Annotated in this window: 19 protein-coding genes; 7 read left to right on the forward strand and 12 right to left on the reverse strand. The window is 73.7% G+C overall.

Annotation, left to right across the window (positions count from 1 at the left end; translation table 11 throughout):
* Positions 1–43 precede the first annotated feature (43 nt).
* The 10 genes from ABTZ54_RS08755 to ABTZ54_RS08800 form a co-directional block, all read right to left on the reverse strand.
* The gene (locus tag ABTZ54_RS08755) at positions 44–1,321 is read right to left on the reverse strand and encodes a coiled-coil domain-containing protein (protein ID WP_351658781.1); all 1,278 of its coding nucleotides are present in this window, start codon (positions 1,319–1,321) and stop codon (positions 44–46) included.
* Positions 1,322–1,336: 15 nt separating this feature from the next.
* Positions 1,337–2,341: a glutamate ABC transporter substrate-binding protein gene (locus tag ABTZ54_RS08760; protein WP_502997212.1), complete on the reverse strand. Its 1,005-nt coding sequence runs from the start codon at positions 2,339–2,341 to the stop codon at positions 1,337–1,339.
* A gap of 143 nt (positions 2,342–2,484) precedes the next feature.
* Positions 2,485–3,921, reverse strand: coding sequence for a GlnX family signal transduction membrane protein (locus tag ABTZ54_RS08765; protein ID WP_502997206.1), 1,437 nt, complete (start codon positions 3,919–3,921; stop codon positions 2,485–2,487).
* A 293-nt stretch (positions 3,922–4,214) separates the two neighbouring features.
* The gene (locus tag ABTZ54_RS08770; RefSeq protein ID WP_351659177.1) at positions 4,215–5,174 is read right to left on the reverse strand and encodes an N-acetylglucosamine kinase; all 960 of its coding nucleotides are present in this window, start codon (positions 5,172–5,174) and stop codon (positions 4,215–4,217) included.
* A gap of 5 nt (positions 5,175–5,179) precedes the next feature.
* Positions 5,180–6,445: a 6-phospho-beta-glucosidase gene (locus tag ABTZ54_RS08775; protein WP_351658784.1), complete on the reverse strand. Its 1,266-nt coding sequence runs from the start codon at positions 6,443–6,445 to the stop codon at positions 5,180–5,182.
* Positions 6,446–6,452: 7 nt separating this feature from the next.
* Positions 6,453–7,355 carry a carbohydrate ABC transporter permease gene (locus ABTZ54_RS08780; RefSeq protein ID WP_351658786.1) on the reverse strand — a complete coding sequence of 301 codons (903 nt, stop codon included), beginning with the start codon at positions 7,353–7,355 and terminating at the stop codon, positions 6,453–6,455.
* Positions 7,356–7,358: 3 nt separating this feature from the next.
* Positions 7,359–8,300, reverse strand: coding sequence for a carbohydrate ABC transporter permease (locus tag ABTZ54_RS08785; protein ID WP_351658788.1), 942 nt, complete (start codon positions 8,298–8,300; stop codon positions 7,359–7,361).
* A gap of 7 nt (positions 8,301–8,307) precedes the next feature.
* Complete coding sequence (locus tag ABTZ54_RS08790) at positions 8,308–9,651, reverse strand: ABC transporter substrate-binding protein (RefSeq protein ID WP_351658789.1); 1,344 nt, start codon at positions 9,649–9,651, stop codon at positions 8,308–8,310.
* A 61-nt stretch (positions 9,652–9,712) separates the two neighbouring features.
* On the reverse strand, positions 9,713–10,933 hold the full coding sequence (locus ABTZ54_RS08795; protein ID WP_351658791.1) for an ROK family transcriptional regulator: 1,221 nt from the start codon (positions 10,931–10,933) through the stop codon (positions 9,713–9,715).
* A 190-nt stretch (positions 10,934–11,123) separates the two neighbouring features.
* Positions 11,124–12,188 (reverse strand): mechanosensitive ion channel family protein, encoded by a 1,065-nt coding sequence (locus tag ABTZ54_RS08800; RefSeq protein WP_502997213.1) that lies wholly within the window; start codon positions 12,186–12,188, stop codon positions 11,124–11,126.
* A gap of 259 nt (positions 12,189–12,447) precedes the next feature.
* Between ABTZ54_RS08800 and ABTZ54_RS08805 the strand changes: the two genes are divergently transcribed.
* On the forward strand, positions 12,448–13,011 hold the full coding sequence (locus ABTZ54_RS08805) for an HNH endonuclease (protein ID WP_132914145.1): 564 nt from the start codon (positions 12,448–12,450) through the stop codon (positions 13,009–13,011).
* Between the two features lie 24 nt (positions 13,012–13,035).
* On the opposite strand, the gene ABTZ54_RS08810 is transcribed toward ABTZ54_RS08805, so the two are convergent.
* Positions 13,036–16,122: a glycoside hydrolase family 84 protein gene (locus ABTZ54_RS08810; protein WP_351658795.1), complete on the reverse strand. Its 3,087-nt coding sequence runs from the start codon at positions 16,120–16,122 to the stop codon at positions 13,036–13,038.
* Positions 16,123–16,345: 223 nt separating this feature from the next.
* Here ABTZ54_RS08810 and ABTZ54_RS08815 point away from each other — a divergent pair, with 223 nt between their 5' ends.
* The 3 genes from ABTZ54_RS08815 to ABTZ54_RS08825 are packed head-to-tail and all read left to right on the forward strand — an operon-like array spanning position 16,346 to position 18,913.
* Positions 16,346–16,555: a hypothetical protein gene (locus ABTZ54_RS08815; RefSeq protein ID WP_502997216.1), complete on the forward strand. Its 210-nt coding sequence runs from the start codon at positions 16,346–16,348 to the stop codon at positions 16,553–16,555.
* A gap of 1 nt (position 16,556) precedes the next feature.
* Positions 16,557–18,665 carry a 4-alpha-glucanotransferase gene (malQ, locus tag ABTZ54_RS08820; RefSeq protein ID WP_351658797.1) on the forward strand — a complete coding sequence of 703 codons (2,109 nt, stop codon included), beginning with the start codon at positions 16,557–16,559 and terminating at the stop codon, positions 18,663–18,665.
* Positions 18,666–18,685: 20 nt separating this feature from the next.
* Entirely contained in the window at positions 18,686–18,913 is a 228-nt protein-coding gene (locus ABTZ54_RS08825) for a hypothetical protein (RefSeq protein ID WP_351658799.1), read from the forward strand.
* Positions 18,914–18,978: 65 nt separating this feature from the next.
* Here ABTZ54_RS08825 and ABTZ54_RS08830 read toward each other — a convergent pair whose 3' ends face one another.
* The gene (locus ABTZ54_RS08830; RefSeq protein ID WP_351658801.1) at positions 18,979–19,500 is read right to left on the reverse strand and encodes a MarR family winged helix-turn-helix transcriptional regulator; all 522 of its coding nucleotides are present in this window, start codon (positions 19,498–19,500) and stop codon (positions 18,979–18,981) included.
* Between the two features lie 126 nt (positions 19,501–19,626).
* On the opposite strand from ABTZ54_RS08830, the gene ABTZ54_RS08835 reads away from it, so the two are divergent.
* Genes ABTZ54_RS08835 through ABTZ54_RS08845 form a run of 3 tightly spaced genes read left to right on the forward strand, consistent with a single transcriptional unit; the run spans position 19,627 to position 22,460 of the window.
* Positions 19,627–20,595, forward strand: coding sequence for an EamA family transporter (locus tag ABTZ54_RS08835; protein ID WP_351658803.1), 969 nt, complete (start codon positions 19,627–19,629; stop codon positions 20,593–20,595).
* Between the two features lie 5 nt (positions 20,596–20,600).
* Positions 20,601–21,530: a DMT family transporter gene (locus tag ABTZ54_RS08840; RefSeq protein WP_351658805.1), complete on the forward strand. Its 930-nt coding sequence runs from the start codon at positions 20,601–20,603 to the stop codon at positions 21,528–21,530.
* Positions 21,531–21,539: 9 nt separating this feature from the next.
* The gene (locus ABTZ54_RS08845) at positions 21,540–22,460 is read left to right on the forward strand and encodes a LysR family transcriptional regulator (RefSeq protein ID WP_351658807.1); all 921 of its coding nucleotides are present in this window, start codon (positions 21,540–21,542) and stop codon (positions 22,458–22,460) included.
* Positions 22,461–22,512 lie beyond the last annotated feature (52 nt).

Below are 22,512 nucleotides of genomic sequence, written 5' to 3' on the forward strand. Positions count from 1 at the left end.
TCGCACGACGGGCGCTGGCAGCCGCCCACTCCGGTCTCCCCGCTCACCACTGGTTCCCCTTGTCGTCCCTCGGCCCGGAGAGCGCCTCCGTGGCCGCCTGCTGATAGCGCAGGACCGCCTGCTCGGCCGCCCGCAGATCGCACGGGGCGCTCCACAGCATCCGGCGGGCGGCGTCGTACCGCTCGATCAGCAGCGGGTCCTCCGCCGCGCCGAGCCGGGCCACCTTGGCCTTGTACGCGTCGAGCCGGCCGCGCAGCTCGGCGCGGACGGCCAGCGGCGCGGTCACCGCGGTCAACGACTCGCGGGCGCGCAGCAGTTCGTCCTCGGCCTCCCGTTCGAGGGAGTCCAGGAGCGGGGAGAGCCGGTGCCATCGGGCGTGCCTGCGGTGCTCGGCGGCGGCGGCCAGCCGCTCGTGCAGGGCCGTCGGCGGTCCGCTGACGGCCGGCACCTCCGAGGCGGCGATCTTCGCGAGGACCTCGCCGCGGGCGGACCGGGCCTCCGCGAGGGTGCGGTCCGCCCGGGACAGCACGTCCCGCAGCCGCAGCAGCCGGTCCTCCGAGTCCTGACGGACCTGGAGCACGGCCTCGATCTCCCGCCGGATGTCCTCCAGGGCGAGGGCCGCGCGGTCGTACCGCCCGGTGTCGGGGCGGCCGCCGCCCGGGGCCGAACTGCCCGCCGCGGGCTGCCAGAAGGCGAGCGGGTCGGACACCACCTGGGAGCGCAGCGCCGTCAGCTCGGCGGTGATCGCCTCCAGCTCGTCCCCGGCCGGGTGCTCGCCGGGCCGCACCCCGACCGAGTGCGCCAGGGAGCGGGTGCGGCCCAGCTCGGCGGCGAGCAGGTCTATCCGCGCGGGCAGCGCGGACCAGACGGCGTCGGCCGTGACGACCACGTCGAGGGAGGCCGCGTACAGCTCGTTCATCCGCCGCACGAGCTGTTCCAGGGTGAATCGCTCGGCCAGCGCGGCCTGTTCCAGCGCGCCGCCCGCGACGTGCACGCTCTCGCCGCGCAGCCGGTCGGTCAGCTCGGCCAGCTCCTCCCGGCCGGGCCAGCGGCGCCGGGCGCGCACCTCACGGGCGTCGCGCAGGGCGTCGGTGTACGCGTCGAAGTACGCCCAGAGCAGGGTGATCGTCCGCTCGGTGGACTGCCAGCGGTCCCGGGTCGTGCCGGTGAGACCGGCGCCTTCGAGCAGCCTGCGGCCCGCGTGGTCCTGGAGCGCGAGGAGCGAGTCCTCGACCGCCTTGTGCTCCGCGCCGAGCCGCGCCAGCGCACGGTCCACCTCGTCCCGGTCCATCACCGGCCCAGGGGGTCCCGTGACGCCCATCGATCACCTCTCGCTCTACTTGTACTTGGGTGCGGGCGGCCCGGATATCCCGGGCAGGTCCGCCTTCAGCCAGGTCTCGTACGCCTTCTGCCAGGGGCCCTGCCGGTAGTCCACGAGGACCTTGTTGACCCGGCGGACCAGGTCGTCGTCGCCCAGCTTGGCCGCCACTCCGTAGTACTCGGTGGTGAACGGCTTTCCCTTGAGCTCGACGGCCGGGTCCTGGGCGGCCTGTCCCGCGGCCAGCGCGTTGTCCGTGAGGACCGCGTCGACCTCGCCCATCTGGAGGCGGGCCAGGCAGTCCAGCTGGTTGGGGACGGTCAGCAGGTCCGGGTCGTCCCTGGTGCCGTCGCCGACGTCCTTGAAGACCGCGCCGAACGACTTCTCCTCCAGGGCCTCGTAGGCCGTGGAGCCCTCGGCGGTGCAGACCCGCTTGCCGCTGAGGGAGGCGTCGTAGCCGGTGATCTCCGAGTCCTTGGGGGCCAGGATCTGCTGGCCGACCTGGAAGTAGGCGGTGGAGAACGCGACTTGCTGGATGCGCTTGCAGTTGATCGTCATCGTGCGGACCACGAGGTCGACCTTGCGGCTCTCCAGGGCGGCGATCCGCTGGTTGGTCGGGATGGTCCGGAAGACGATGGCGTCCTCGTCGCCGAGGATGTCCTTGGCGATGGCCCGGGCCAGGTCGATGTCGAAGCCCACCAGGCGGCCCGGGGTGGTCTCCTTGCGCCCGTCGGGCAGCACCTCGGTCGTCGCGGGCGTGCGGTAGCCCCAGCGGTAGCTGTTCTGGTCGACGCCCACGATCAGCTTGCCGCGCCGCTTGACGGCGGCCACGGCGGGGCCGTCGGCGCCGGACGGGGTGAGCGAGGCCTCGGGGCTCTCGCACGTCGCCGCGTCCTCGGCCCGGACCTGCACGCCGGTGCCCACCCCGGGGCCGGTGACCAGGGCCGACGGGGTGCTGCCGGGGGAGGTGGCGGGCAGCGTCAGGAGGGCCAGTGAGGCGGTCAGCGCGCAGGCCGCGGCCATGGCGGCGACCCCGCCCCAGCCGCGCAGCCGTCCGGCGACCGGGCGCGCGGCCGGCCGGACCGCCGCCCAGCCCGCGTCGGGTGCGGTGGGCACCCGGCCCGACGGGCTCGTGTGCTCGACGCCGTCCGGCATTCCGCCCCCTCTCACCGGTACTCCGACAGTCTGCGGTTGACACCCGTCACGGCGCACGCCGCGCCGATCACCCCGAGCACGGCCGCGCCCAGCGGCAGCCCGGTCAGCGCGTCCCGGCCGCCCTCGGCGGCCCGGGTGAACTCGTCCTGCTCGTGGGCGAGGGCCCGGCCGAGGGCTGCGTCGACCTGGTCGAAGGACTGGCCGGTCGACTCCGTCGGGCCGATGATCCGCCGCATCGCGCCGTCGAAGTCGCCCGCGTCGTCCTTCTCCCGTGCCTGGGCGTGCCGTTCGCGCCACTCGGCGGCCCGGGCGGCGGCCTCGGTGAGCGGGCCGCGGCCCTCCTCGTCGTCGGCGAGCCGGGTCGCCTCGTCGAGGGCGGCGGTCAGCGCGGTCACACTCGCCGTGTAGTCCGCCTCGTACTTGTCGCGCTTGCCGTCCTCGGTGATCACGGCGCCGCGCGCGACGACGGTCAGATTCTCGCTGGCTCGGGCCTTCAGGGAGCTGATCCGGGCCTCGTTGAGCACCTGGAGGGAGTCCTGGCCGTGCGTCCGGGCGTCGTCGAGACCCGCGCGGGCCAGGCCGTGCCCGGCGAGCAGCCACAGCAGCCCGACCAGACAGGCGGCGGTCCCGCCGAGCAGCCCCCGGTTGAACACCCGGTGGGTGCGCGCGTAGTCGCGGCGCTGGGCCCAGACCAGGACGGCGAGCGCCAGGACGCCGAGGGCGAGCGAGAGGAACGGCAGGACGCGGGCCTCGTCGTCGTCCTCGTGCAGCCGCCGGGTCTCCGCCGCGTACAGCCGCTCGGCGGCGGGCAGCAGCTGCTGGGCCATCGTCTGGTTCGCGTAGCGCAGATAGGCGCCGCCGAGCGGCAGGCCCTGCCGGTTGGCGGCGCGGGCCCGCTCCACCAGGCCGGTGTAGCGGGGCAGATGCTCGCTGAGCGTGGCCAGCTCGCGGGCCGAGTCGCCGGAGGCGTCGGTGCTGGCGGCGGCCTTCACGAGGAGCCGGGAGGCGGTGGTGACGTCGTCCGTGTACCGCTCGCGGATCTGCTGGGACTCCTGCGGGCCGGCCAGGAAGCCGCTCGCGGCGGTGGCGTCGGCGTCGGCGAGCGAGCGGTAGATGTCGGCGGCGTCCGCGCTCAGCGGCTGGCTGCGGCCCACCACGTCGTCCGCGTACGAGGCGCGGTCGGCGACCTCGAAGGCCGTGACGGCCCCGAAGGCGACGACGAGCAGGGCCAGGACGGCACCCAGGACGCGCAGCCGGCCGGGCTCGGTCGTGGCGGCGCGGCGCAGCAGCTCACGGCCCTGCGCCCAGGCGCCGGGCGCCGAGGGCGGCGGCAGCTCGGCCGGGGCCCCCGCCCCTACCTGCGCGGGCACGCCGGAACCCGGTCGCGCGGGCGCGCTGCCGGCGCCCTGCGCCGCCGAGGCGGCGGGCGCGTTCGGCGGGTGTGTCACGTGACCTCCCCCTCGGTCTGAGACGACGACCTGTCCTTCCGGCGGAGCGGACGGACGCCTCCCGGCCAGCAGTATGGCCGCAGCGACTCGCCCGTACACCGGGATTGACCCGATCTTGTTCCTATCGTGCCGCATGCCTCCGGAGCCTCCGCAGGCGAACCCCCCTTCACACATCCCTCACTTTGAATACGTCGCCCGGCCGGATTCGGTTCCTTCTCGAACGTCGCTCGTACGAGTGAACGCGCGTGCGGGGCGCCCCGTGAAGGAACGCCCCGCACCCGTACGCCCGCCGGTCAGGCCTCGTACCGCTCCCGCAGCCTGGCCGCCGCCTCGGGGCCCGCGCCCCAGGCGTCCAGCGCCAGCAGCCCCGCGCCCAGCACCGGCGGGGCGGTCACCACGCCGATCACCGCCTTCGGGGCCTTCGCCGCGAGGAGTTCGGCGATCGTGGCGTCGAGCCGCGGATGCCGGGCGGCCAGCACACTGCCGCCCAGCACCACCGGAGCCGCCTCGTCCAGCAGCCCGAGCCGCCCGAGGGCGACCGAGGCCAGCGCCACGACCTCGTCGGCGAGCCGGTCCACCAGGGCCTCGGCCACCGGGTCGCCCGCCGCGCTCGTACGGAACAGCACCGGCGTCAGCTCGTGCTTCCGCTCCGGCGCGATCCGCCCCAGGTGCAGCGCCTCGATCAGCGCGTACATCGTCGGCAGACCGAAGTGCCCCGGCAGGGTGCGCATGAGCTCCGTGGGCTCGCCCCGCCCGTCCTCGGCGCGCGCCGCGAACCACAGCGCCTCGTCGGCGAGTCCGCCGCCGCCGCCCCAGTCGCCGGATATCTTCCCGATCGCGGGGAACCGCGCGGTCCGCCCGTCCGGCAGCATGCCGACGCAGTTGATCCCCGCCCCGCACACCACGGCCACCCCGCGCGGCTCGTCTATCCCGGCGCGCAGGAGGGCGAAGGTGTCGTTGTGGACATGGACCGAACGGCTCCAGCCGCGCGCCTCCAGGGCCGCCTTCAGCTCGGCCTCCTCCACCGGCAGGTCGGCGTTGGCGAGACAGGCCGCGACCACCTCGAACTCCGCCGGCGCCCCGGCCTCGGCGCAGGCCCGGCCGACGATCTCGGCGAGCGAGTCGACGGCCGTCTCCACCCCCACCACGGGCGGCTGGAACCCTCCGCCGCGCGCCGTGCCGAGGACCGTGCCGTCCTCGGCGACGACGGCGACGTCGGTCTTGCTGTTGCCGGCGTCGACGGCCAGGGCCATCCTTCTCACGCCCACGCCAGATGCTCCCGGTTGTGGGCGATCAGCCGGTCGGTGAGCGCCTCGGCGTACTCGAACTGCCCCACCAGCGGGTGCGCGAGCAGCGCCTTGAACACCCGGTCGCGGCCGCCCTTCAGGGCCGCGTCGAGGGCCAGGTCCTCGTACGCGGTGACGTGGGCGATCAGCCCCGCGAACAGCGGGTCGAGCCGGGGCACCGCGAGCGGCGTGGCACCGGCGGCCCCCACGGCCGCCTGTACCTCGATCACGGCGTCGTCCGGCAGGAACGGCAGCGTGCCGTTGTTGTACGTGTTCACCACCTGGTACGGCGAACCGCCGCCGCCCAGCAGCGCGGCAGCCAGGTCCACGGCGGCCTCCGAGTAGAAGGCGCCGCCGCGCTTGCCGAGCAGCGCCGGCTTCTCGTCGAGCGCGGGGTCCCCGTACATCTCCAGGAGTTCCTTCTCCATCGCGGCGACCTCGGCCGCCCGCGAGGGCTTGGAGCCGAGCTCCCGCACGACGGCGTCGTGCGCGTAGAAGTACCGCAGGTAGTACGAGGGGACGACGCCGAGCCGGTCCACGAGCTCCCGGTCCATGCGCAGGTCGGCCGCGACGGCCTCGCCGTGCTCGGCGAGCAGCCGGGGCAGCACGTCCTCGCCCTCGGGGCCGCCGAGCCGTACCCCGGTCTCCCAGGTCAGATGGTTGAGGCCGACGTGGTCGAGGTGCACCTCGGACGGGGCGACGTCGAGCAGCGCGGCGAACTTGCGCTGGAAGCCGATCGCCACGTTGCACAGGCCGACCGCCTTGTGCCCGGCCTGGAGCAGCGCCCGGGTGACGATGCCGACCGGGTTGGTGAAGTCGATGATCCAGGCGTCCGGGTTGGCGCGGCGCACCCGCTCGGCGATGTCCAGGACCACCGGGACCGTGCGCAGCGCCTTGGCGAGGCCGCCGGCGCCGGTGGTCTCCTGGCCGACGCAGCCGCACTCCAGCGGCCAGGTCTCGTCCTGCTCACGGGCGGCCTGCCCGCCGACGCGCAGCTGGAGCAGCACGGCGTCCGCGCCCTCGACTCCCGCGTCGAGGTCCGAGGTGGTGACGATCCGCCCCTCGTGGCCCTGCTTGGCGAAGATCCGCCGGGCGAGGCCGCCGACCAGGTCGAGCCGGTCGGCGGCCGGGTCGACGAGGACGAGTTCGGTGATGGGAAGGGTGTCGCGCAAGCGCGCGAACCCGTCGATGAGTTCGGGGGTGTAGGTGGAGCCGCCCCCCACGACAGCGAGCTTCATATGTCGGCTAGCCCTTCACTCCGGTCAGCGTGACACCCTCGACGAACGCCTTCTGGGCGAAGAAGAAGACGAGGATCACGGGGGCCATGACCAGCACGGTCGCGGCCATGGTCAGATTCCAGTCGGTGTGGTGCGCGCCCTTGAAGGACTCCAGCGCGTAGCTCAGGGTCCACGCGTCGGGGTTCTCCGAGGCGTAGATCTGGGGTCCGAAGTAGTCGTTCCACGCGGCGAAGAACTGGAAGAGCGCGACGGCCGCGATCCCCGGCTTCGCCATCGGCAGGACGATCCTGACGAGGGTGCGCAGTTCGCCGCAGCCGTCCACACGGGCCGCGTCGAGGTATTCGTTCGGGATGGTCAGCAGGAACTGGCGCAGCAGGAAGATGGAGAACGCGTCGCCGAAGGCCATCGGGATGATCAGCGGCCACAGGGTGCCCGACAGGTCCAGCTGCTTGGCCCAGAACAGGTACATGGGGATGATCACGACCTGCGGCGGCAGCATCATCATCGAGATCACCAGGATCAGCGAGAGATTGCGCCCGCGGAAGCGGAACTTGGCGAGCGCGTACGCCACCGGGATCGAGGACACCACGGTCAGGACGGTGCCGAGCCCCGCGTACAGCAGGGTGTTGCGCCACCAGGTGAGGAAGCCGGGGGTCTCGAAGACGCGGACGTAGTTGCCCCACTCCCAGGTGTTCGGGGTGAGGTCGCGGGTGAGCGCCTGCTGGTCGCTCATCAGCGAGGTGAAGAGCACGAAGACGAACGGCAGCACGAAGAACAGCGCGGCGGCGACGCCGAGCGAGTGCACCGCGATCCAGTGCAGCAGCGCCTTGCGGCGGGCGGTCCTGGCGGCGGGGGTGGCCCCGTCGGCCGGGCGGGCCGGCGCCTTGGGGGAGTCGAGTACCTGGCTCACGGGTCAGTCACCTGCCTGGATCAGACCGCCGCGGCGGCGCATGAGCAGTCCGGTGAAGACCATGGCCAGGGCGAAGAGGATGAGGGCGATGGCGCAGGCCGCTCCGTAGTCGAAGCGCTGGAAGCCGAGGTTGTAGACGAGCTGGGGCAGGGTCAGCGTGGACTTGTCCGGGTAGCCGGGCTCGAACGGCTGGCCGGAGCCGCCGATGACGCCGGAGGCGACCTTCCCGGCCACCAGCGGCTGGGTGTAGTACTGCATCGCCTGGATGACGCCGGTGACCACGGCGAACATCACGATCGGCGAGATGTTCGGCAGGGTCACGAAGCGGAACCGCTGGAGGGGCGAGGCCCCGTCCAGCTCGGCCGCCTCGTACTGCTCCTTCGGTACGTCGAGCAGCGCGGCCATGAAGATGACCATGAGGTCGCCGACGCCCCACACCGCGAGCATGGTGAGCGCGGGCTTGGACCAGGCGGCGTCGGTGAACCAGCCGGGGGCGGCGATGCCGACCCCGTCGAGCAGCGAGTTGACCGGTCCCGTGCCGGGGTTGAGCAGGAAGACGAAGGCGAGCGTGGCCGCGACCGGCGGGGCCAGGTAGGGCAGGTAGAACAGGGTGCGGAAGACCCCGGCGCCGGTCTTGATCTTCGTGATGAGCAGGCCGACGCCGAGTCCGAAGACGACCCGGCAGGCGACCATGACCACGACCAGCCACAGGGTGTTGCGCAGGGCGGGCCAGAACATGGGGTAGTCCCGCAGGACGTACGTCCAGTTGTCCAGGCCGTTGAAGGACGGCGGGGTGAAGCCGTCGTACTGGGTGAAGGAGAAGTAGACGGTGGAGACCATCGGGTAGGCGAAGAAGACGCCGAACCCGATCAGCCACGGCGACATGAAGGCCGTCGTCCGGAGCGCCGATCTGCGGCGCTTCGCGCGGAGGGTGTTGGTGCTCATGACGCGGCTACTTCGCCTTGGCGATGTCGGTGTCGATCTGCGCGGCGGTCTTCGCCAGACCGGCCTTGAGGTCGGTCACCGAGCCCTTCTCGTACTGGAGGGCGAAGTCCTGGAGGGTGTTCATGTAGGCCGCGCCGTTGATCGCGCCGGCCGGGGTGTTGGACTTCGGGTGCGCGGCGATGTCCAGGAAGGTCTTGAAGCGCGGGTCCAGCTTCAGGTTCGGGGACTTCAGGGCCTCGAAGGTGGAGGGCACGTTGCGGATGTCGTTGGCGAAGCCCACGACGGCGTCGGTGTCCGTGGTCATGAACTTGATCAGTTCCCAGGCGGCGTTCTGCTTCTTGCTCTGGGGGGCGATGCCCATGACCGTGCCGGAGAGGAAGCCCTTGCCGTAGTCGGCCGCCTGGCTGTCCGGGACCGGCATCGGGGCGACGCCGATCTCGAAGGGCACCTTGTAGTCGGTGGCCATGCCGAGCCGCCACTCGCCGTCCATCTGCATGGCGACCTGGCCGGTGTGGAAGGGGTGCTTGGCGTTCCACTCGTCGCCGAAGGTGTTGCGGTACTTCTCCAGCTTCTCGTAGCCGCCGAGCTCGTCGACCATCTTCTTCTGGACGGTCATCATCTCGGCGATGCCGGGGTCGGTGCCGACCGTCGACTTGCCGTTCGCGTCGAAGTACTCGGGGCCCCAACTGCCCAGGTAGTGCTCGCTGGTGGTCTCGTAGCCGTGGTAGTTCGGCATGAAGCCGAGCTGCTCGTACGAGTCGCCCTTGGTCTTGGTCAGCGCCTTGGCGGTGGTCAGCAGCTCGGAGTAGGTGCGCGGCGGCTTCTCGGGGTCCAGGCCGGCCTTCTTGAAGGCGTCCTTGTTGTAGTAGAGGCCGTACGCGTCGGTGAGCAGCGGCATCGCGCACCGCTTGCCCTCGAACTGCGTGTACTGGAGCAGCGTCTTCGGGATGATCTTGTCGAGGTCCAGCTTGGACTTCTCGATGAACGGCTTCAGGTCGGCGAAGGCGCCCGAGGAGCAGAACTTGCCGACGTTGGAGGTCGTGAAGGAGGAGACCACGTCCGGGCCCTTGGAACCGCCGGTGCGCAGCGCCTGGTTGAGCTTGTCGTCGTTGATGTTGCCGACGACGTCGACCTTGATGTTCGGGTGGGCCTTCATGAAGCGGGCGATGTTGTCGTTGATCGCCTTCACCTCGGAGGGGTTGTTCCACCCGTGCCAGAACGTGATCGTCGTCTTGGCGTTGGGGTCGTCCTTGGCGTCGTTGTTCGCCGATCCCGTACAGGCGGAGGCGAAGAGCGCTATGGAGGCGGTGGCGGCGAGCGTGGCGGCGAACCGGCGCTGACGTGCGGGCATGGCGGGTCTCCCTGGAACGGGCGGGGGGCGGGTGTGGAGGCGGTTCGGGGGGCTGCGGGGGCTACCGGGAGGTGTCGAAGATCTCGTCCCGGGTGGTGGCCAGGGCGCATTCGAGGGCGCCGCGGAGCACGGGGTTCGGTTCCACGGTGGCGAGGACGAGCCGTGGCCGGGAGGCGGCCAGGTCGGCGAGCTGGGCCTGGACGCGGGCGCGCAGCGGCTCGCCGCCCGGGGTGATGGCGTCGCCGGACAGCACGAGGAGCTCGGGGTCGAGCACGGCGACGAGGGCGGCGAGTCCGGTGGCGAGCCGCTCGGCGTAGGCGTCGAGGAGACCGGCGTACCGTTCGTCCTCGGCGTGCCGCTCGGCGGCCTCGGCCAGCAGCCGGGCGGCGGTCTCCACGTACGGCTGCTCGCGGGTCTCGATCCCGAGCGACTTGGCGATCCTGGGGATGGCCTGGACCCCGGCCAGCTCCTGGAAGCCGCCGGAGTTGGCCTTGGTGACCTGCCGGACCAGCGGGGTGCCGGGCACGGGCAGGAAGCCGACCTCGCCGGCGCCGCCGGTGAAGCCGCGGTGCAGCCGGCCGCCGAGCACCACGGCCGCGCCGATGCCGGTCTCGCTCCACAGCAGTACGAAGTCCTCGTGGCCCTGGGCGGCGCCCACGCTCTGCTCGGCGATGGCGACGAGGTTGACGTCGTTCTCGTACTCGAAGGGCATGGGCAGGGCGACGGCCAGCTCCTCCAGGAGGGTGGGGGAGTGCCAGCCGGGCAGGTGGGCGGCGTACCGCAGACGGCCGGTGGCCGGGTCGAAGGCGCCGGGGGTGCCGATGACGAGCCGGTGCACGTCCGCGAGGCCGCCGAGCCCGGCGTCCGCGACCGCTCCGGAGAGCGCCTCGACGACCTGCCGGACCACGCCGCCCTCCGCCGTACGGCCGGGGGTCGGCAGCTCGAAGGAGCCGACCACCTCGCCGGTGACGTCGGCGACGGCGGCGCGGATCCGGCGCGGGGTGACGTCGAGCCCCGCCGCGTGCGCGGCCCGCGGGTTCACCGCGTACAACTGCGCGTTGGGTCCCGGGCGCCCCGCGGTGGTCCCGGTCTCGACCACCAGGCCGGCGGCTTCGAGGCGCGCGAGCAGTTGCGAGGCGGTCGGCTTGGAGAGCCCGGTCAGCTTGCCGATCCGGGTCCGCGAGAGGGGCCCGTGCTCCAGGAGCAGTTCGAGCGCGGCGCGGTCGTTCATGGCGCGCAGGACGCGCGGGGTTCCGGGGGTTCCCGGGGTCGTACCTGCCATGTCGGAGCCGCCTTGTCCCGCCGCACTGTTAGGAAAGTTTCCTATTGGGTTGGGAGGAAGGTAAGACCCACGTCACCGGGGCGTCAAGAGGGCGTCACGGAAGGCGGGGTCACGGCGGCCGGAGCCAGGACGCGCGAAGGGGCGCCCCGCCATCATCGGCGGAACGCCCCTTCACCCGTACCGGAATCGCCTATTTGGTCAGGTCCGTCTTCGGCAGCGGGGTGGCCGCGGCCGACTGCGGGGAGGTCGGGGAGGCGAAGGCCGAAGGCGCCGCCATCCCCGCCGACGGGTCGGCGGGGGAGTCCTCGGCCTGCGCCGGGAGCACGCCGCCGACGATACGGATGCCCGCCGCGTCCAGCTCGCGCTTGATGCGCCAGCGCAGCTCGCGCTCCACACCCAGCTTCTTGCCCGGCATCGTCTTCGCCGAGACGCGGACCGTCATCGAGTCGAGCAGGACCTCGTTCAGGCCCAGGATCTCCACCGGACCCCACAGGCGCTCGTTCCAGGGCTCCTCCTTGGACATGGCCTCGCCCGCCTGCGTGATCGCCGCCTGCACCCGGTCCAGGTCCTCCGTCGGGCGGACCGTCACGTCGACGCCGGCCGTCGCCCAGCCCTGGCTGAGGTTGCCGATCCGCTTGATCTCGCCGTTGCGGACGTACCAGATCTCGCCGTCGACCCCGCGCAGCTTCGTCACCCGCAGGCCCACCTCGACCACCTCGCCGGAGGCGACCCCCGCGTCGACCGAGTCGCCCACGCCGTACTGGTCCTCCAGGATCATGAAGACGCCGGAGAGGAAGTCCGTCACCAGGTTGCGCGCGCCGAAACCGATCGCCACACCGGCCACACCGGCCGAGGCCAGCAGCGGCGCCAAGTCGATCTTGAAGGCGCCCAGGATCATCAGCCCGGCCGTGCCGAGGATGAGGAAGGACGCGACCGAGCGCAGCACCGAGCCGATGGCCTCCGAGCGCTGGCGGCGCCGCTCGGCGTTGACCAGGAGACCGCCGAGGGCCGTGCCCTCCACCGCCTGGGCCGAGCGGTTCATCCGGTCTATCAGCTTCGTCAGGGCCCGGCGGATCAGCATCCGGAGCGTGAGCGCCACGACCAGGATCAACACGATCCGCAGGCCCGTGTTCAGCCAGGTGGCCCAGTTCTGCTCCACCCACCCCGCGGCGTTCGTCGCCGTCTCGGCGGCCTCGTCCAGCGTCACCGGGACGGTGTTCGGGGCGTCGGCGGTCGGCAGGGCGGACCAGAGCACGGGGGGCACGGGGGGACCTCCAGGGCGGGGGCGGGCAATCCGTCCACACTAACGGGGGACACGGTGTGCCCCGATCGGCGTGTGCACAGGGGAAGACGGGCCACGGCGGGGGAAGACTCCCGGATGCCCGCCGATGTGGTCGAGAACACCTCGGGCCCGTTACCCGTACGTGGTGGCGCGGCGACCAGGCATGAGGAGAGACTGAGAGCAGTTTCGTCCCGGCGCGAGCCACGCGCCGCCGGCGTCATAGGAGGCATCCGTGCCGCATGTCCTGGTCCTCAACGCGTCGTACGAGCCACTCGGCGTCGTACCGCTCCGCCGCGCGCTCGTCCTCGTCCTGGAGAACAAGGCACTCTGCCTCGAGGAGTCCGGCGCCTTCCTGCACAGCGAGAGCCGTGTCATGGCCGCACCCAGCGTGGTGCGCCTCAAGCGGTTCGTGCGGGTCCCCTACCGGGGGCCCGTTCCCTTGACCCGCAGAGCGCTCTTCGCCCGCGACGGCGGGCGCTGCATGTACTGCGGTGGCGTCGCAACCAGCGTCGACCACGTCATTCCGCGCAGCCGCGGGGGGACGCACGCCTGGGAGAACGTCGTGGCGGCCTGCCGCCGCTGCAACCACGTCAAAGCCGACCGGCACCTGCGCGAGCTGGGCTGGCGGCTGCGGCACCAACCCGCCCCGCCGACCGGACTGGCCTGGCGGATCATCGGGACCGGCCATCGCGACCCGCGATGGCTGCCCTACCTCCAGCCGTACGGCGCGGACGACGCGCTGGCCCGGATCGACTCGGCCGTCACCACCCCGCAGGGGGTCGTGACGACGAGTTGAGCCGGGCCTTTCGCGTTCCGGGGGTCAGGGGGAGCCGGGCGGCACGCCCTGCTCCCCTTCCGGCGCGTCCGGTGCGCCCGCCGCCGGACCCTCCGGCCCCGGGGCGTCGGGCTTCGGGACGTCGGCTCCCGGCGGCTCCGCCACCGCGTAGGCCTCCACGGACCACAGCGAGTACCCGTACTCCGTCGCCCGCGCCTCGCCCTGAACCCGTATGAACCGGGTGTCCGCCGCGTCCATCCGCACCGGCTCGCGCCCGCCCCGCCCGTCGCGGACCGTGGCGGCCGTACGCCAGGTGCGCCCGTCCGGGGAGACCTGCACCCGGTAGCGGCTCGCGTAGGCGTCCTGCCAGTGCAGCACCACCTGGCCGACCCGGGCGGGCTCCGCCAGCTCCAGCTGCCACCAGGCGCCGTCCTCGGCGGGCGAGGACCAGCGCGTCGCCGGATCGCCGTCCACCGCCAGGGCGGCGGGGAAGTCGGGCGTCTCGTCGCCGGAGGACGAGGCCGTGCCGCCCGCCGCCAGATCCGGGCCCGCCGTCCTCGGGAACGCCCGCACCGTCAGGACCCGCTCCTCGCCCGCGAACGACACCGGCACGGCGTACGAGCCGGCCGGCGTGCCCGGGGCGACCGACACCTCCAGCGGCACCGTGGTCCGGGTCCCGCGCGGCACCAGCGCCTCCTTCGGCAGCCGTACCGTGATCCCCTTCGGCGCCCGCGTGCCCAGGGCCCCGCGCACCTCCTGCGCCCGCCGCCCCTCCAGCGTCGCGTCCACGCGGACCGCCGGGCCGCCGATCTCGGCGTCGGTCTCCGTACGGGCCAGCTCCAGGGCGGCCCGCGGCTCGTCGGCGAACCACGGCACCAGCGACCGCACCTGCCCCGGGGGACCGCTCCACGCGATCCGCACCGCGTCCGCCCGCAGCCCCTTCAGGTCCGCCTGCGTCCATCCCGAGGCCGCCAGCGGGCCCAGCGCCCGCCAGCCCTCGCCGGGCACGTACGCCTCCAGGGTGCCGCCGGAGCCGGTGCCGGGCTCGGTCATCACGGTGACGGTCTCCACGGGCCGCGCACGGTCGATCCGGACCGTGTACGCGTCGTCCGCCGCGTCCGACCGCAGCCCCGGGCCGCGCTCCCGGTCGGCGCCCGTCCAGGCCGCCGACTCCGCCACCGCGCGCGCGAGGAACGGGTCGAGCACGCCCTTGCCGACGGTCACCGGGCTCGCCCCCAGCGCCTCCCGTCGCTGCTCCAGGTCCAGCTGGGCCCGCCAGGCCCCGGCGCCGTCGCCGCGCGCCTGGGCCAGCAGCATGTCGACGGCCGTCTCGCCCGCCGCCCCGTACCGGGCCAGCTGCTCGAGCCAGGGGCCCGCCTCCGCGCCCAGGGCGCCGCCCGCCGTCCCGGCCAGCCGCCCGGGCGCCTCGCGCATCACGGTGAACGCGGCCCGCAGCTCGCGCGCCGCCTTCTCCCGGGCGCCCTTGGCGGGGCTGGTGCGGCTCGCCCAGAAGGCGTCCGCCAGCGGCTTCAGATAGGCCGACTCGGCGTCCGGGGCGAGCAGCGAGGAGGCGCCGTTCCCGGCGAGCGCCCCCAGTGCCGCACGCGCGGCCGGGTCCGGTCCCGCCAGGTCGTCCACGGCGGCCCGCCAGGACTCCTGCGGCCGGTAGCCCTTCGGGTTCCAGGCGAAGTCCGCCGCCGTGAACAGCGGCACCCGCGAGGCCGTGGCCTGCTCCATGGCGTTGGCCAGGTATGCGGCGCTGCCGGCGGCGACGGCCGGCTCGCGGCCCGTGGAGGGGCCGAGGAAGAGCCGGTCCTGGGCGTAGTCGTTGACCGGGTAGGCGTCCATGGTGACCAGCGGGTGGCGCAGCGCCTCGCGGGCCCCGGCCAGTTCGCGCCCGGTGATGGTGCGCGGCACCGCCCCGACGCCCGTCCACGCCACCTGCACGCGCGGGTCGAGCGCCTCGGCCAGCGCCTTGCGGTACTCCGTCGGGCCGTCCTGGTAGTACTCCGTCGGCAGCAGCGACAGCGGCTCCGCTCCCGGATACCGCTCGGCCAGGTGCCGGGCGAGGATCCCCGCCACCCGCGCGTGCGCGCGGGCGGCGGCCTCGGGACCGCGCCCGAAGGCGTCGGCGTCCGCCGAGCAGTGCCACTCGCTGTAGCTGACGTCCTGGAACTGCAGCTGGAAGGCGCGCACCCCCAGCGCCCACATGGCGTCGGCCTTCGCCGTGAGCGCCTTCAGGTCCCGGTCCGAGGACAGGCACATGGACTGGGCGGGGGCCACCGCCCAGGCGAGCGTCACATGCCGCTCCCGGGCCCGGGCGGCGAGCTCGCGGAAGGCGGCCCGCTCGGCGGCCGGGTAGGCCTCGCGCCACAGCGTCTGGCGGTACGGGTCGTCCCCGGGCGCGTACAGATAGCGGTTCTGCTTGGTGCGGCCCAGGAAGTCGATCTGCGCCAGGCGCTGCTCCCGGCTCCAGGGGCGCCCGTAGAAGCCCTCGGTGAGCCCGCGCACGGCGGTGCCGGGCCAGTCGCGCACCCGGACGCCGGGCAGGCTGCCGTCGGCGCGGACCAGCTGACGCAGCGTCTGGACTGCGTGGAAGAGGCCGTCCTCGCCGACCCCGTCCAGGACGACCGTGTCCCGGCCCTGGAAGCGGCCCGTGGCGAGCCGGTAGCCGCCGTCCGGCAGATCGCCCCGCCCGGCCACCCGCAGCGCGCCCAGCGCCTCCCGCGCGCCCGGGGCGTCCTCGCCCGCCCGGATCACCGGACCCCGCCCGGGCAGCGCCTCGTGGACCGTGCGCACTCCGGCCGCCCGCAGCACCTCGCGCAGCGCGGCCAGGGCGTACGGGTCGGCGTCCGGCGCGGCGAGCAGCGTCACCTCGGAGCCGAGCGCCAGGGCGTCGCCCTCGGCGGTGAGCGACTGGGGCCGAGGCCACACGGAGACCGGCGAGACGGGTGAGGCCGGTGAGACCGGTGAGACGGCCGATAGCGGCGCGACCGGCGCGACCGGTGAGACGCGCGTGGTGGGCGCGTCGGGCGCCGCCTGGGCCGCCCCCGGCACTCCCGCCCCCAGCAGTCCGCCGATGACCGCGACGGCCACCGCGGTCGCCGTCCGCCTCCTGTGTCCGAGGTGCACGAGGGCTCCCTTCGGTCCCGTGGGTCACGATCGGACCACGAGCCCATCATCCGGGCCGACGGAGTGTCAATGCGGGGGGTGAACCGCCCCGTTTGCCCGCCGGGTTTTCGGCGAGGTGGCAGCCATTCGTCAACTTCCGCCGGTAAAACGGGGAGCGTTGGGTAAGGCTTCCCGTGCTGTCCCGCCCGTCTTACCTGTCGAGACCACGAAACCGGGAGATCCCGTGAACGCGACCGACCACCCCGCCCCCCGGATACGCGAGCAGACCCCCGCGCCGATCCGGATCCCGAGGCAGGGCCCGCTGACCAGCGAACCGCCCCTCGCCGACGCCGCGCCCCTCACCAGCGAGCCGCCGCTGATCGAGGCGGCCCCCCTGACCAGCGAACCCACCGCCCGGGGCACCGCGGGCGGTACGGAGTCACCCGGAGTGTGAAGTGACCCTGGCCCGTCTCGCCGAACTGCACGGAGTCGCCACCGAGTACGCCCCCTCCGAGGGCGTCACGGTCACCGTGCCCGAGGCCACGGTGGTGGCCGTCCTGCGCGCCCTGGACGTCGACGCGTCCACGCCCGAGGCGGTGGCCGCCGCGCTCGACGCGGCGGACCGGGCCGCCCGCGCGCGGCTCCTGCCGCCCACCGTCGTCCACTGGCAGGACGGCCCGCCGCGCCCGGCCCTCGGACTGCCGCCCGGCACCCGGCTCACCGTGACCACCGAGGACGGCACGACCGTCACAGGACCCGCGGGGGCCGCCGGGAAGGGCCCCGACTGGAGCGGCCTCCCGCCCGGCGTGCACCGGCTCGCCGCCGACGCCCCCGACGGGCGCCGGGGCGCCGCCACCCTGATCGTCGCGCCCGCGCACGCGCCGGGGCCCGAAGGGCGCTCCCACGGACTCCTCGTCCAGCTCTACTCGCTGCTCTCCACCCGCTCCTGGGGCATGGGCGACCTCGGCGACCTGCGGGAGCTCGCCGCCTGGGCGGGCCGTACGCACGGCGCCGGCTTCGTCCAGGTCAACCCGCTGCACGCGGCCGTCCCCGGGGCGCCGAGCGACCCCTCCCCGTACCGCCCCTCCTCGCGCCGCTTCCCCGACCCGGTGCATCTGCGGATCGAGGACGTCCCCGAGTACGCGCACCTCGGCCCGGACCGCCGCGAGGAGCTCGACCGGATCCTCGCCGACGCCGCCGAGCTGCGCGAACGGGTCGTCGGCAAGGGTGCGTTGATCGACCGGGACGCCGTCTGGGAGGCCAAGCGGCGGGCCCTGGAGCTGATCCACACCGTGGAGCTCGGCCCCGGCCGCCGCGCCGCGTACCACGACTTCCTCGCCGAGCGGGGGCGCGCCCTGGAGGACCACGCCACCTACCAGGCGCTCGCCGAGCGCCACGGGCACCACTGGCGGCGCTGGCCCGAGGAGCTGCGCGACCCCAGGACGGCCGAGGCGGTGGTCAGGGCCGACGCCGAGCTCGCCGCCCGGGTCGACTTCCACTGCCGGCTCGCCTGGCTGACGGACGGCCAGCTCGCCGCCGCCGCGCACACCGCCCGGGAGGCCGGGATGGCGGTCGGCATCGTCCACGACCTGGCCGTCGGCGTCCACCCGGACGGCTCCGACGCCTGGGCCCAGCGGCATGTCTTCGCCGCCGGCATGTCGGTGGGCGCCCCGCCCGACGCCTTCAACGCGCGCGGCCAGGACTGGGGCCTGCCGCCCTGGCGCCCCGACGTGCTGGCCGCCGAGGGCTACGCCCCGTACCGAGGTCTGCTGCGCGAACTGCTGCGGCACGCGGGCGCGCTGCGGATCGACCACGTCATGGGCCTGTTCCGGCTCTGGTGGGTGCCCGAGGGCGGCGAGCCGACCGAGGGGACGTACGTCCGCCACGACGCCGAGGCGATGCTCGCCGTCCTCGTCCTGGAGGCCCACCGCGCCGGGGCCTCGGTCATCGGCGAGGACCTGGGCACGGTCGAGCCGGGGGTACGGGAGGCGCTCGCGCGGCGCGGGGTGCTCGGCACCTCCGTGCTCTGGTTCGAGCGGGACTGGGCGGGCACCGGGCGCCCGCTGGCCCCGGAGGCGTGGCGGGCCGACTGCGTGGCCACCGCCACCACCCACGACCTGCCCTCCACCGCCGCCCGGCTCTCCGGCGCCCATGTGACGCTGCGCCACCGGCTCGGGCTGCTCACCGGCGACCTGGAGCGCGAACGGACCAGGGACGCGGCCGAGGCCGCCGAGTGGCTGGGGCTGCTCACGCGGCTCGGGCTGCTGCCGGAGGGTCCTGGCGACGAGGCGGCGGAGATCAGGGCCTTCCACCGCTTCCTGGCCGCCACCCCGGCGCGGCTGGTCGGGGTGTGGCTGCCCGACGCGGTGGGGGACCGGCGGCCGCAGAACCTGCCGGGCACCTGGGACCAGTACCCCAACTGGCGGCTGCCGGTCGCGGGCCCCGACGGACAGCCGCTGACCCTGGAGAAACTGGCCGCCTCGCCCCGCGCGCACGACCTGTTCAGAGTGCTCGCCGAGGAGGTCGGGGCCCGTACGGCACCCCCGGGCGCGCGGTCCGTTTAGGTGTTCGCTACTTTTGCACCGTGGACAAGAAGAACGCCCTGCGCGCCGGCGCCGTCGCGGCCGGTACGACGCTGATGATGCTGCTCATGTCGTCCCCCGCGCTCGCGCTCACCCGCGACGACGGTGACGACCCGGCCCCGAAGCTGAGTGTCGCCGAGACCCTCGGCCTGTACGTCGCGGCACCGCTGGTGCTGTTCCTGGTGATCGTCGGCCTGGTGATGGTCCTCGACAAGTCCAAGAAGGCGTAAGCCCCACCCGTTCCTCATGAGGGCGCCGCACGGTACGAGCTACCGTGCGGCGCCCTTCTGCGTCCTCAGGCGGTGGTGGCGAGCAGCTTGCGCAGCAGCGCCGACAGCTGCTCCGACTCCTCCTGGGTGAGCGCCGCCTCAAGGGCGGCGCGCTGCTGGGCGAGCCCGGCGCCGACGGCCTGGTCCACGAGGCTGCGGCCCTCCTCGGTGAGGGTGACCCGCAGTCCGCGCCGGTCGTGCGGGTCGGGGCTGCGGGTGATGAGCCCGGCCCGCTCCAGCTTGTCGAGCCGGCCGGTCATCCCGCCGGTCGTGATCATCAGCGTGGCGGTCAGCTGACGCGGTGACAGGGTGTACGGCTCCCCGGACCGCCGCAGCGTCGCGAGGACGTCGAACTCGCCCAGCGACATCCCCCCGTACGGCGCGTACGCCTTGTCCACCTTGCCGCGCATGGCGCCGGCCAGCCGGTAGATCCGCCCGAAGACGGCCATCGGCAACGTGTCCAGGTCGGGGCGGACGGCGGCCCACTGGTCGGTGATGGCGTCGACGGCGTCGTGGGCGGTCCCTGCGGCGGGCGTGTGCTTCTCCATGACCTCAGTCTCCTCTCTCCGCTGACTCGGTGGCAAGAAAGCCACTTGCAAGTAAGTAGCTTAGTGGTAAGTTAATTACCAGCAAGCCACCCGGCGAGCCGACCGACACCTCAGGGGGAACCTGCCATGTCCCGCAAGGCCGCAACCGTCGCACTGACCGCGCTCGCCCCGATCTCCTGGGGCTCCACCTACTTCGTGACGACCGAGTTCCTGCCGCCCGACCGGCCGCTCCTCACCGGTCTGCTGCGCGCCCTGCCCGCCGGACTGCTCCTCCTGGCCCTCACCCGGAAGCTGCCGCAGGGGGCCTGGTGGTGGAAGTCGGCGGTGCTCGGCGCCCTCAACATCGGAGCCTTCTTCCCGCTGCTCTTCCTCGCCGCCTACCGGCTGCCCGGTGGTGTGGCCGCCGTCGTCGGCTCGGTCGGCCCGCTCTTCGTCGTCGGCCTCGCCGCCCTCCTCCTGGGCGACAAGCCCACCGTGAAGGCCCTGCTCACCGCCATCGCCGCCGCCTTCGGCGTCAGCCTCGTGGTCCTCAAGGCCGGGGCCGCGCTCGACACGATCGGCGTCGTCGCCGGACTCCTCTCCTCGCTCTCGATGTCCGCGGGCACCGTCTTCACCAAGCGCTGGGGCCGCCCCGAGGGGGTCGGCGCGCTCGCCCTGACCGGCTGGCAGCTCACCGCCGGCGGCCTGATCATCCTGCCCGTCGCCTTCCTGATCGAGGGCGCCCCGCCCGCCCTGACCGGCACCAACCTGGCCGGCTACGCCTACCTCGCCTTCGGCAACACCGCGATCTCCTACTTCCTCTGGTTCCGTGGCATCGAGCGGCTGAGCGCCTCCTCGGTCACCCTGCTCGGCCCGCTCTCGCCGATCACCGCCGCCGTCATCGGCTGGGCCGCCCTCGGCCAGGCCCTCGGCCCGGTGCAGCTGGCCGGCATGGTCCTCGCCTTCGGCGCCACCCTCTTCGCCCAGATGGGGCCGCGCACCCCGAAGAAGGCCAAGGGGGAGTCCCCCAAGGTCGAGGTCGAATCGTTCAGCTCTGCTGAAAAGAACGGTCAGGAAGTTTCGATGGACCTTGAGGGTTCGGCGGTGCGACGGTAAGCCGCATGACCCAGACCCAGATCACCGTTCGTCACCCGACCGAGAGGCCGGCGCCCGCGAGGAAGCTCGCGAAGGGCGCCGGTCTCGGTGTGCTGTCCGCCCTGCTCGCCACCGTCGTCTGGTCCGGCAGCTTCGTCGCCACCCGGGACATGGCCGACAGCGTGCCGCCCGTCCAGGCCGTCTTCTGGCGCTGGCTCATCGCGCTCGCCGCCGTCGCGCCCTTCGCCGCCCGGGTGTTCTGGCGGCAGCGCGCGCTCCTCCGCCGGCACCTCGGCTACGTGACCCTCGCCGCGCTCTTCGGCGTCACCCTCTACAACACCCTCGTGCACCAGGCCGGACTGACCACCTCCGCCTCCAACATGGGCATGATCATGGCCGCCTCGCCGGTGCTCATGGCGGTCTACGCCCGGCTCGGCGGCGAGCGCCTCGGGGCCCGCCGCGTCGCCGGGATGCTGATCGCCGCGGTGGGCGTGCTCCTGCTCGTCGGCAAGGGCTCCCTCGCCGTCGACCTCACCGCCGGCGACCTGTGGATGTTCGCCGCCGCCCTCTCCTTCGCCTCGTACAGCGCCCTGCTCAAGCGCAAGCCCGCCGCGATCGACCCGCTCGCCTTCCTCTTCACCACCTTCCTGCTCGGCGCCCTGATGCTCGCCCCGGCGTACGCGGTCTCCCTCGCCGTCCAGGGCGGCTTCACCGTCCGCGCCGGGACCGTCGGCCCGCTCCTCTACGTCGGCGTCCTCTCCTCCGCCGTCGCCTTCTTCGCCTGGAACAAGGCGGTCTCCCTCATCGGCGCGGCCCGCGCGGGCGTCGTCTACTACCTCCAGCCCGTCTGCGTCGCCCTCCTCTCGTACGCGCTCCTCGGCGAGCGGCTCGGCCTGCTCGGCGTCGCGTGCATGGCGCTCATCCTCGGCGGGGTGGCACTGAGTTCGGCCCGGTAGGTTGCGCCCATGACCGAGTGGGACATCAAGAAGCTGCGGATCCTCCGTACCCTGCGCGACCGCGGCACCGTCACCGCGAGCGCGGAGGCGCTGCTCATGACCCCCTCGGCCGTCTCGCAGCAGCTCACCAACCTGTCGAAGCAGCTCGGCGTGCGGCTCCTGGAGGCGCACGGCCGCCGGGTCCGGCTCACCGAGGCCGCGCACCTGGTGCTGCGGCACGCCGAGGCGGTCTTCGCCCAGCTGGAGCGGGCCGAGGCCGAACTCGACGCCCATCTGCGGGGCGAGGCGGGCCGGGTCCGGGTCGCCGCCTTCTCCACCGCCGTGCCCGCCCTCCTCGTCCCCGCCGTGCGGGCGCTGCGCACCGCCCACCCCGGGCTCGACGTCCGCGTCCGCGAGGCCGAGGCCGCCGAGGCGTACGAACTGCTCACCGTGGGCGAGGTCGACCTGGCCCTCTCGCTCGCCGCCCACGCGCCCACCGCCCGCGACCCCCAGTACAGCCGCGTCCCGCTGCTCGCCGACCCGCTCGACGTGGCCCTGCCCGCCGGGCACCCGCTCGCCGAGGAGCCCGGACTGCGGCTCGCCGACCTGTCCGCCGAGCCCTGGATCTACGGCGGCTCCGGCCCCTGGTCGGAGATCACCACCGCCGCCTGCGAGGCGGCCGGCTTCGTCCCCGAGCAGGCGCACAGCGCCTCCGGCTGGACCACGATCCTCGCCCTGGTCGAGGCCGGCATGGGGGTGGCCCTGATCCCCCGGATGGCCGCCCCCGAACGCCGCACCGGGGTCGTCATGCGGGTGCTCTCGGCCGACCAGCCACGCCGGCACGTCGTCGCCGCGGTGCGCCGAGGGGCCGAGGAGGGGCCCGCCGTGGCCCGGGTCCTGACGGCGCTTCGGCAGGTCGCGGCCGAGCGGGAACGGGCCCGGACCCCATAACCGGTGGGCGGACCGCCTGGCAGGTCCACGGCAAATGATCATTAGGCTCTCC

The sequence above is a fragment of the Streptomyces sp. NPDC094032 genome, assembly GCF_040303965.1.
In the GTDB taxonomy this organism is placed as follows: Bacteria; Actinomycetota; Actinomycetes; order Streptomycetales; family Streptomycetaceae; genus Streptomyces.

Excerpts from the sequence above, each read along its gene's own strand:
- ABTZ54_RS08755 (WP_351658781.1), bottom strand. The coding sequence starts at position 1,321 with ATGGGCGTCACGGGACCCCCTGGGCCGGTGATGGACCGGGACGAGGTG.
- ABTZ54_RS08770 (WP_351659177.1), bottom strand. The coding sequence starts at position 5,174 with ATGGCCCTGGCCGTCGACGCCGGCAACAGCAAGACCGACGTCGCCGTC.
- ABTZ54_RS08835 (WP_351658803.1), top strand. The coding sequence starts at position 19,627 with ATGTCCCGCAAGGCCGCAACCGTCGCACTGACCGCGCTCGCCCCGATC.
- ABTZ54_RS08840 (WP_351658805.1), top strand. The coding sequence starts at position 20,601 with ATGACCCAGACCCAGATCACCGTTCGTCACCCGACCGAGAGGCCGGCG.
- ABTZ54_RS08845 (WP_351658807.1), top strand. The coding sequence starts at position 21,540 with ATGACCGAGTGGGACATCAAGAAGCTGCGGATCCTCCGTACCCTGCGC.
- ABTZ54_RS08790 (WP_351658789.1), bottom strand. The coding sequence starts at position 9,651 with ATGCCCGCACGTCAGCGCCGGTTCGCCGCCACGCTCGCCGCCACCGCC.
- ABTZ54_RS08760 (WP_502997212.1), bottom strand. The coding sequence starts at position 2,341 with ATGGCCGCGGCCTGCGCGCTGACCGCCTCACTGGCCCTCCTGACGCTG.
- ABTZ54_RS08795 (WP_351658791.1), bottom strand. The coding sequence starts at position 10,933 with ATGGCAGGTACGACCCCGGGAACCCCCGGAACCCCGCGCGTCCTGCGC.
- ABTZ54_RS08830 (WP_351658801.1), bottom strand. The coding sequence starts at position 19,500 with ATGGAGAAGCACACGCCCGCCGCAGGGACCGCCCACGACGCCGTCGAC.
- ABTZ54_RS08775 (WP_351658784.1), bottom strand. The coding sequence starts at position 6,445 with ATGAAGCTCGCTGTCGTGGGGGGCGGCTCCACCTACACCCCCGAACTC.
- ABTZ54_RS08785 (WP_351658788.1), bottom strand. The coding sequence starts at position 8,300 with ATGAGCACCAACACCCTCCGCGCGAAGCGCCGCAGATCGGCGCTCCGG.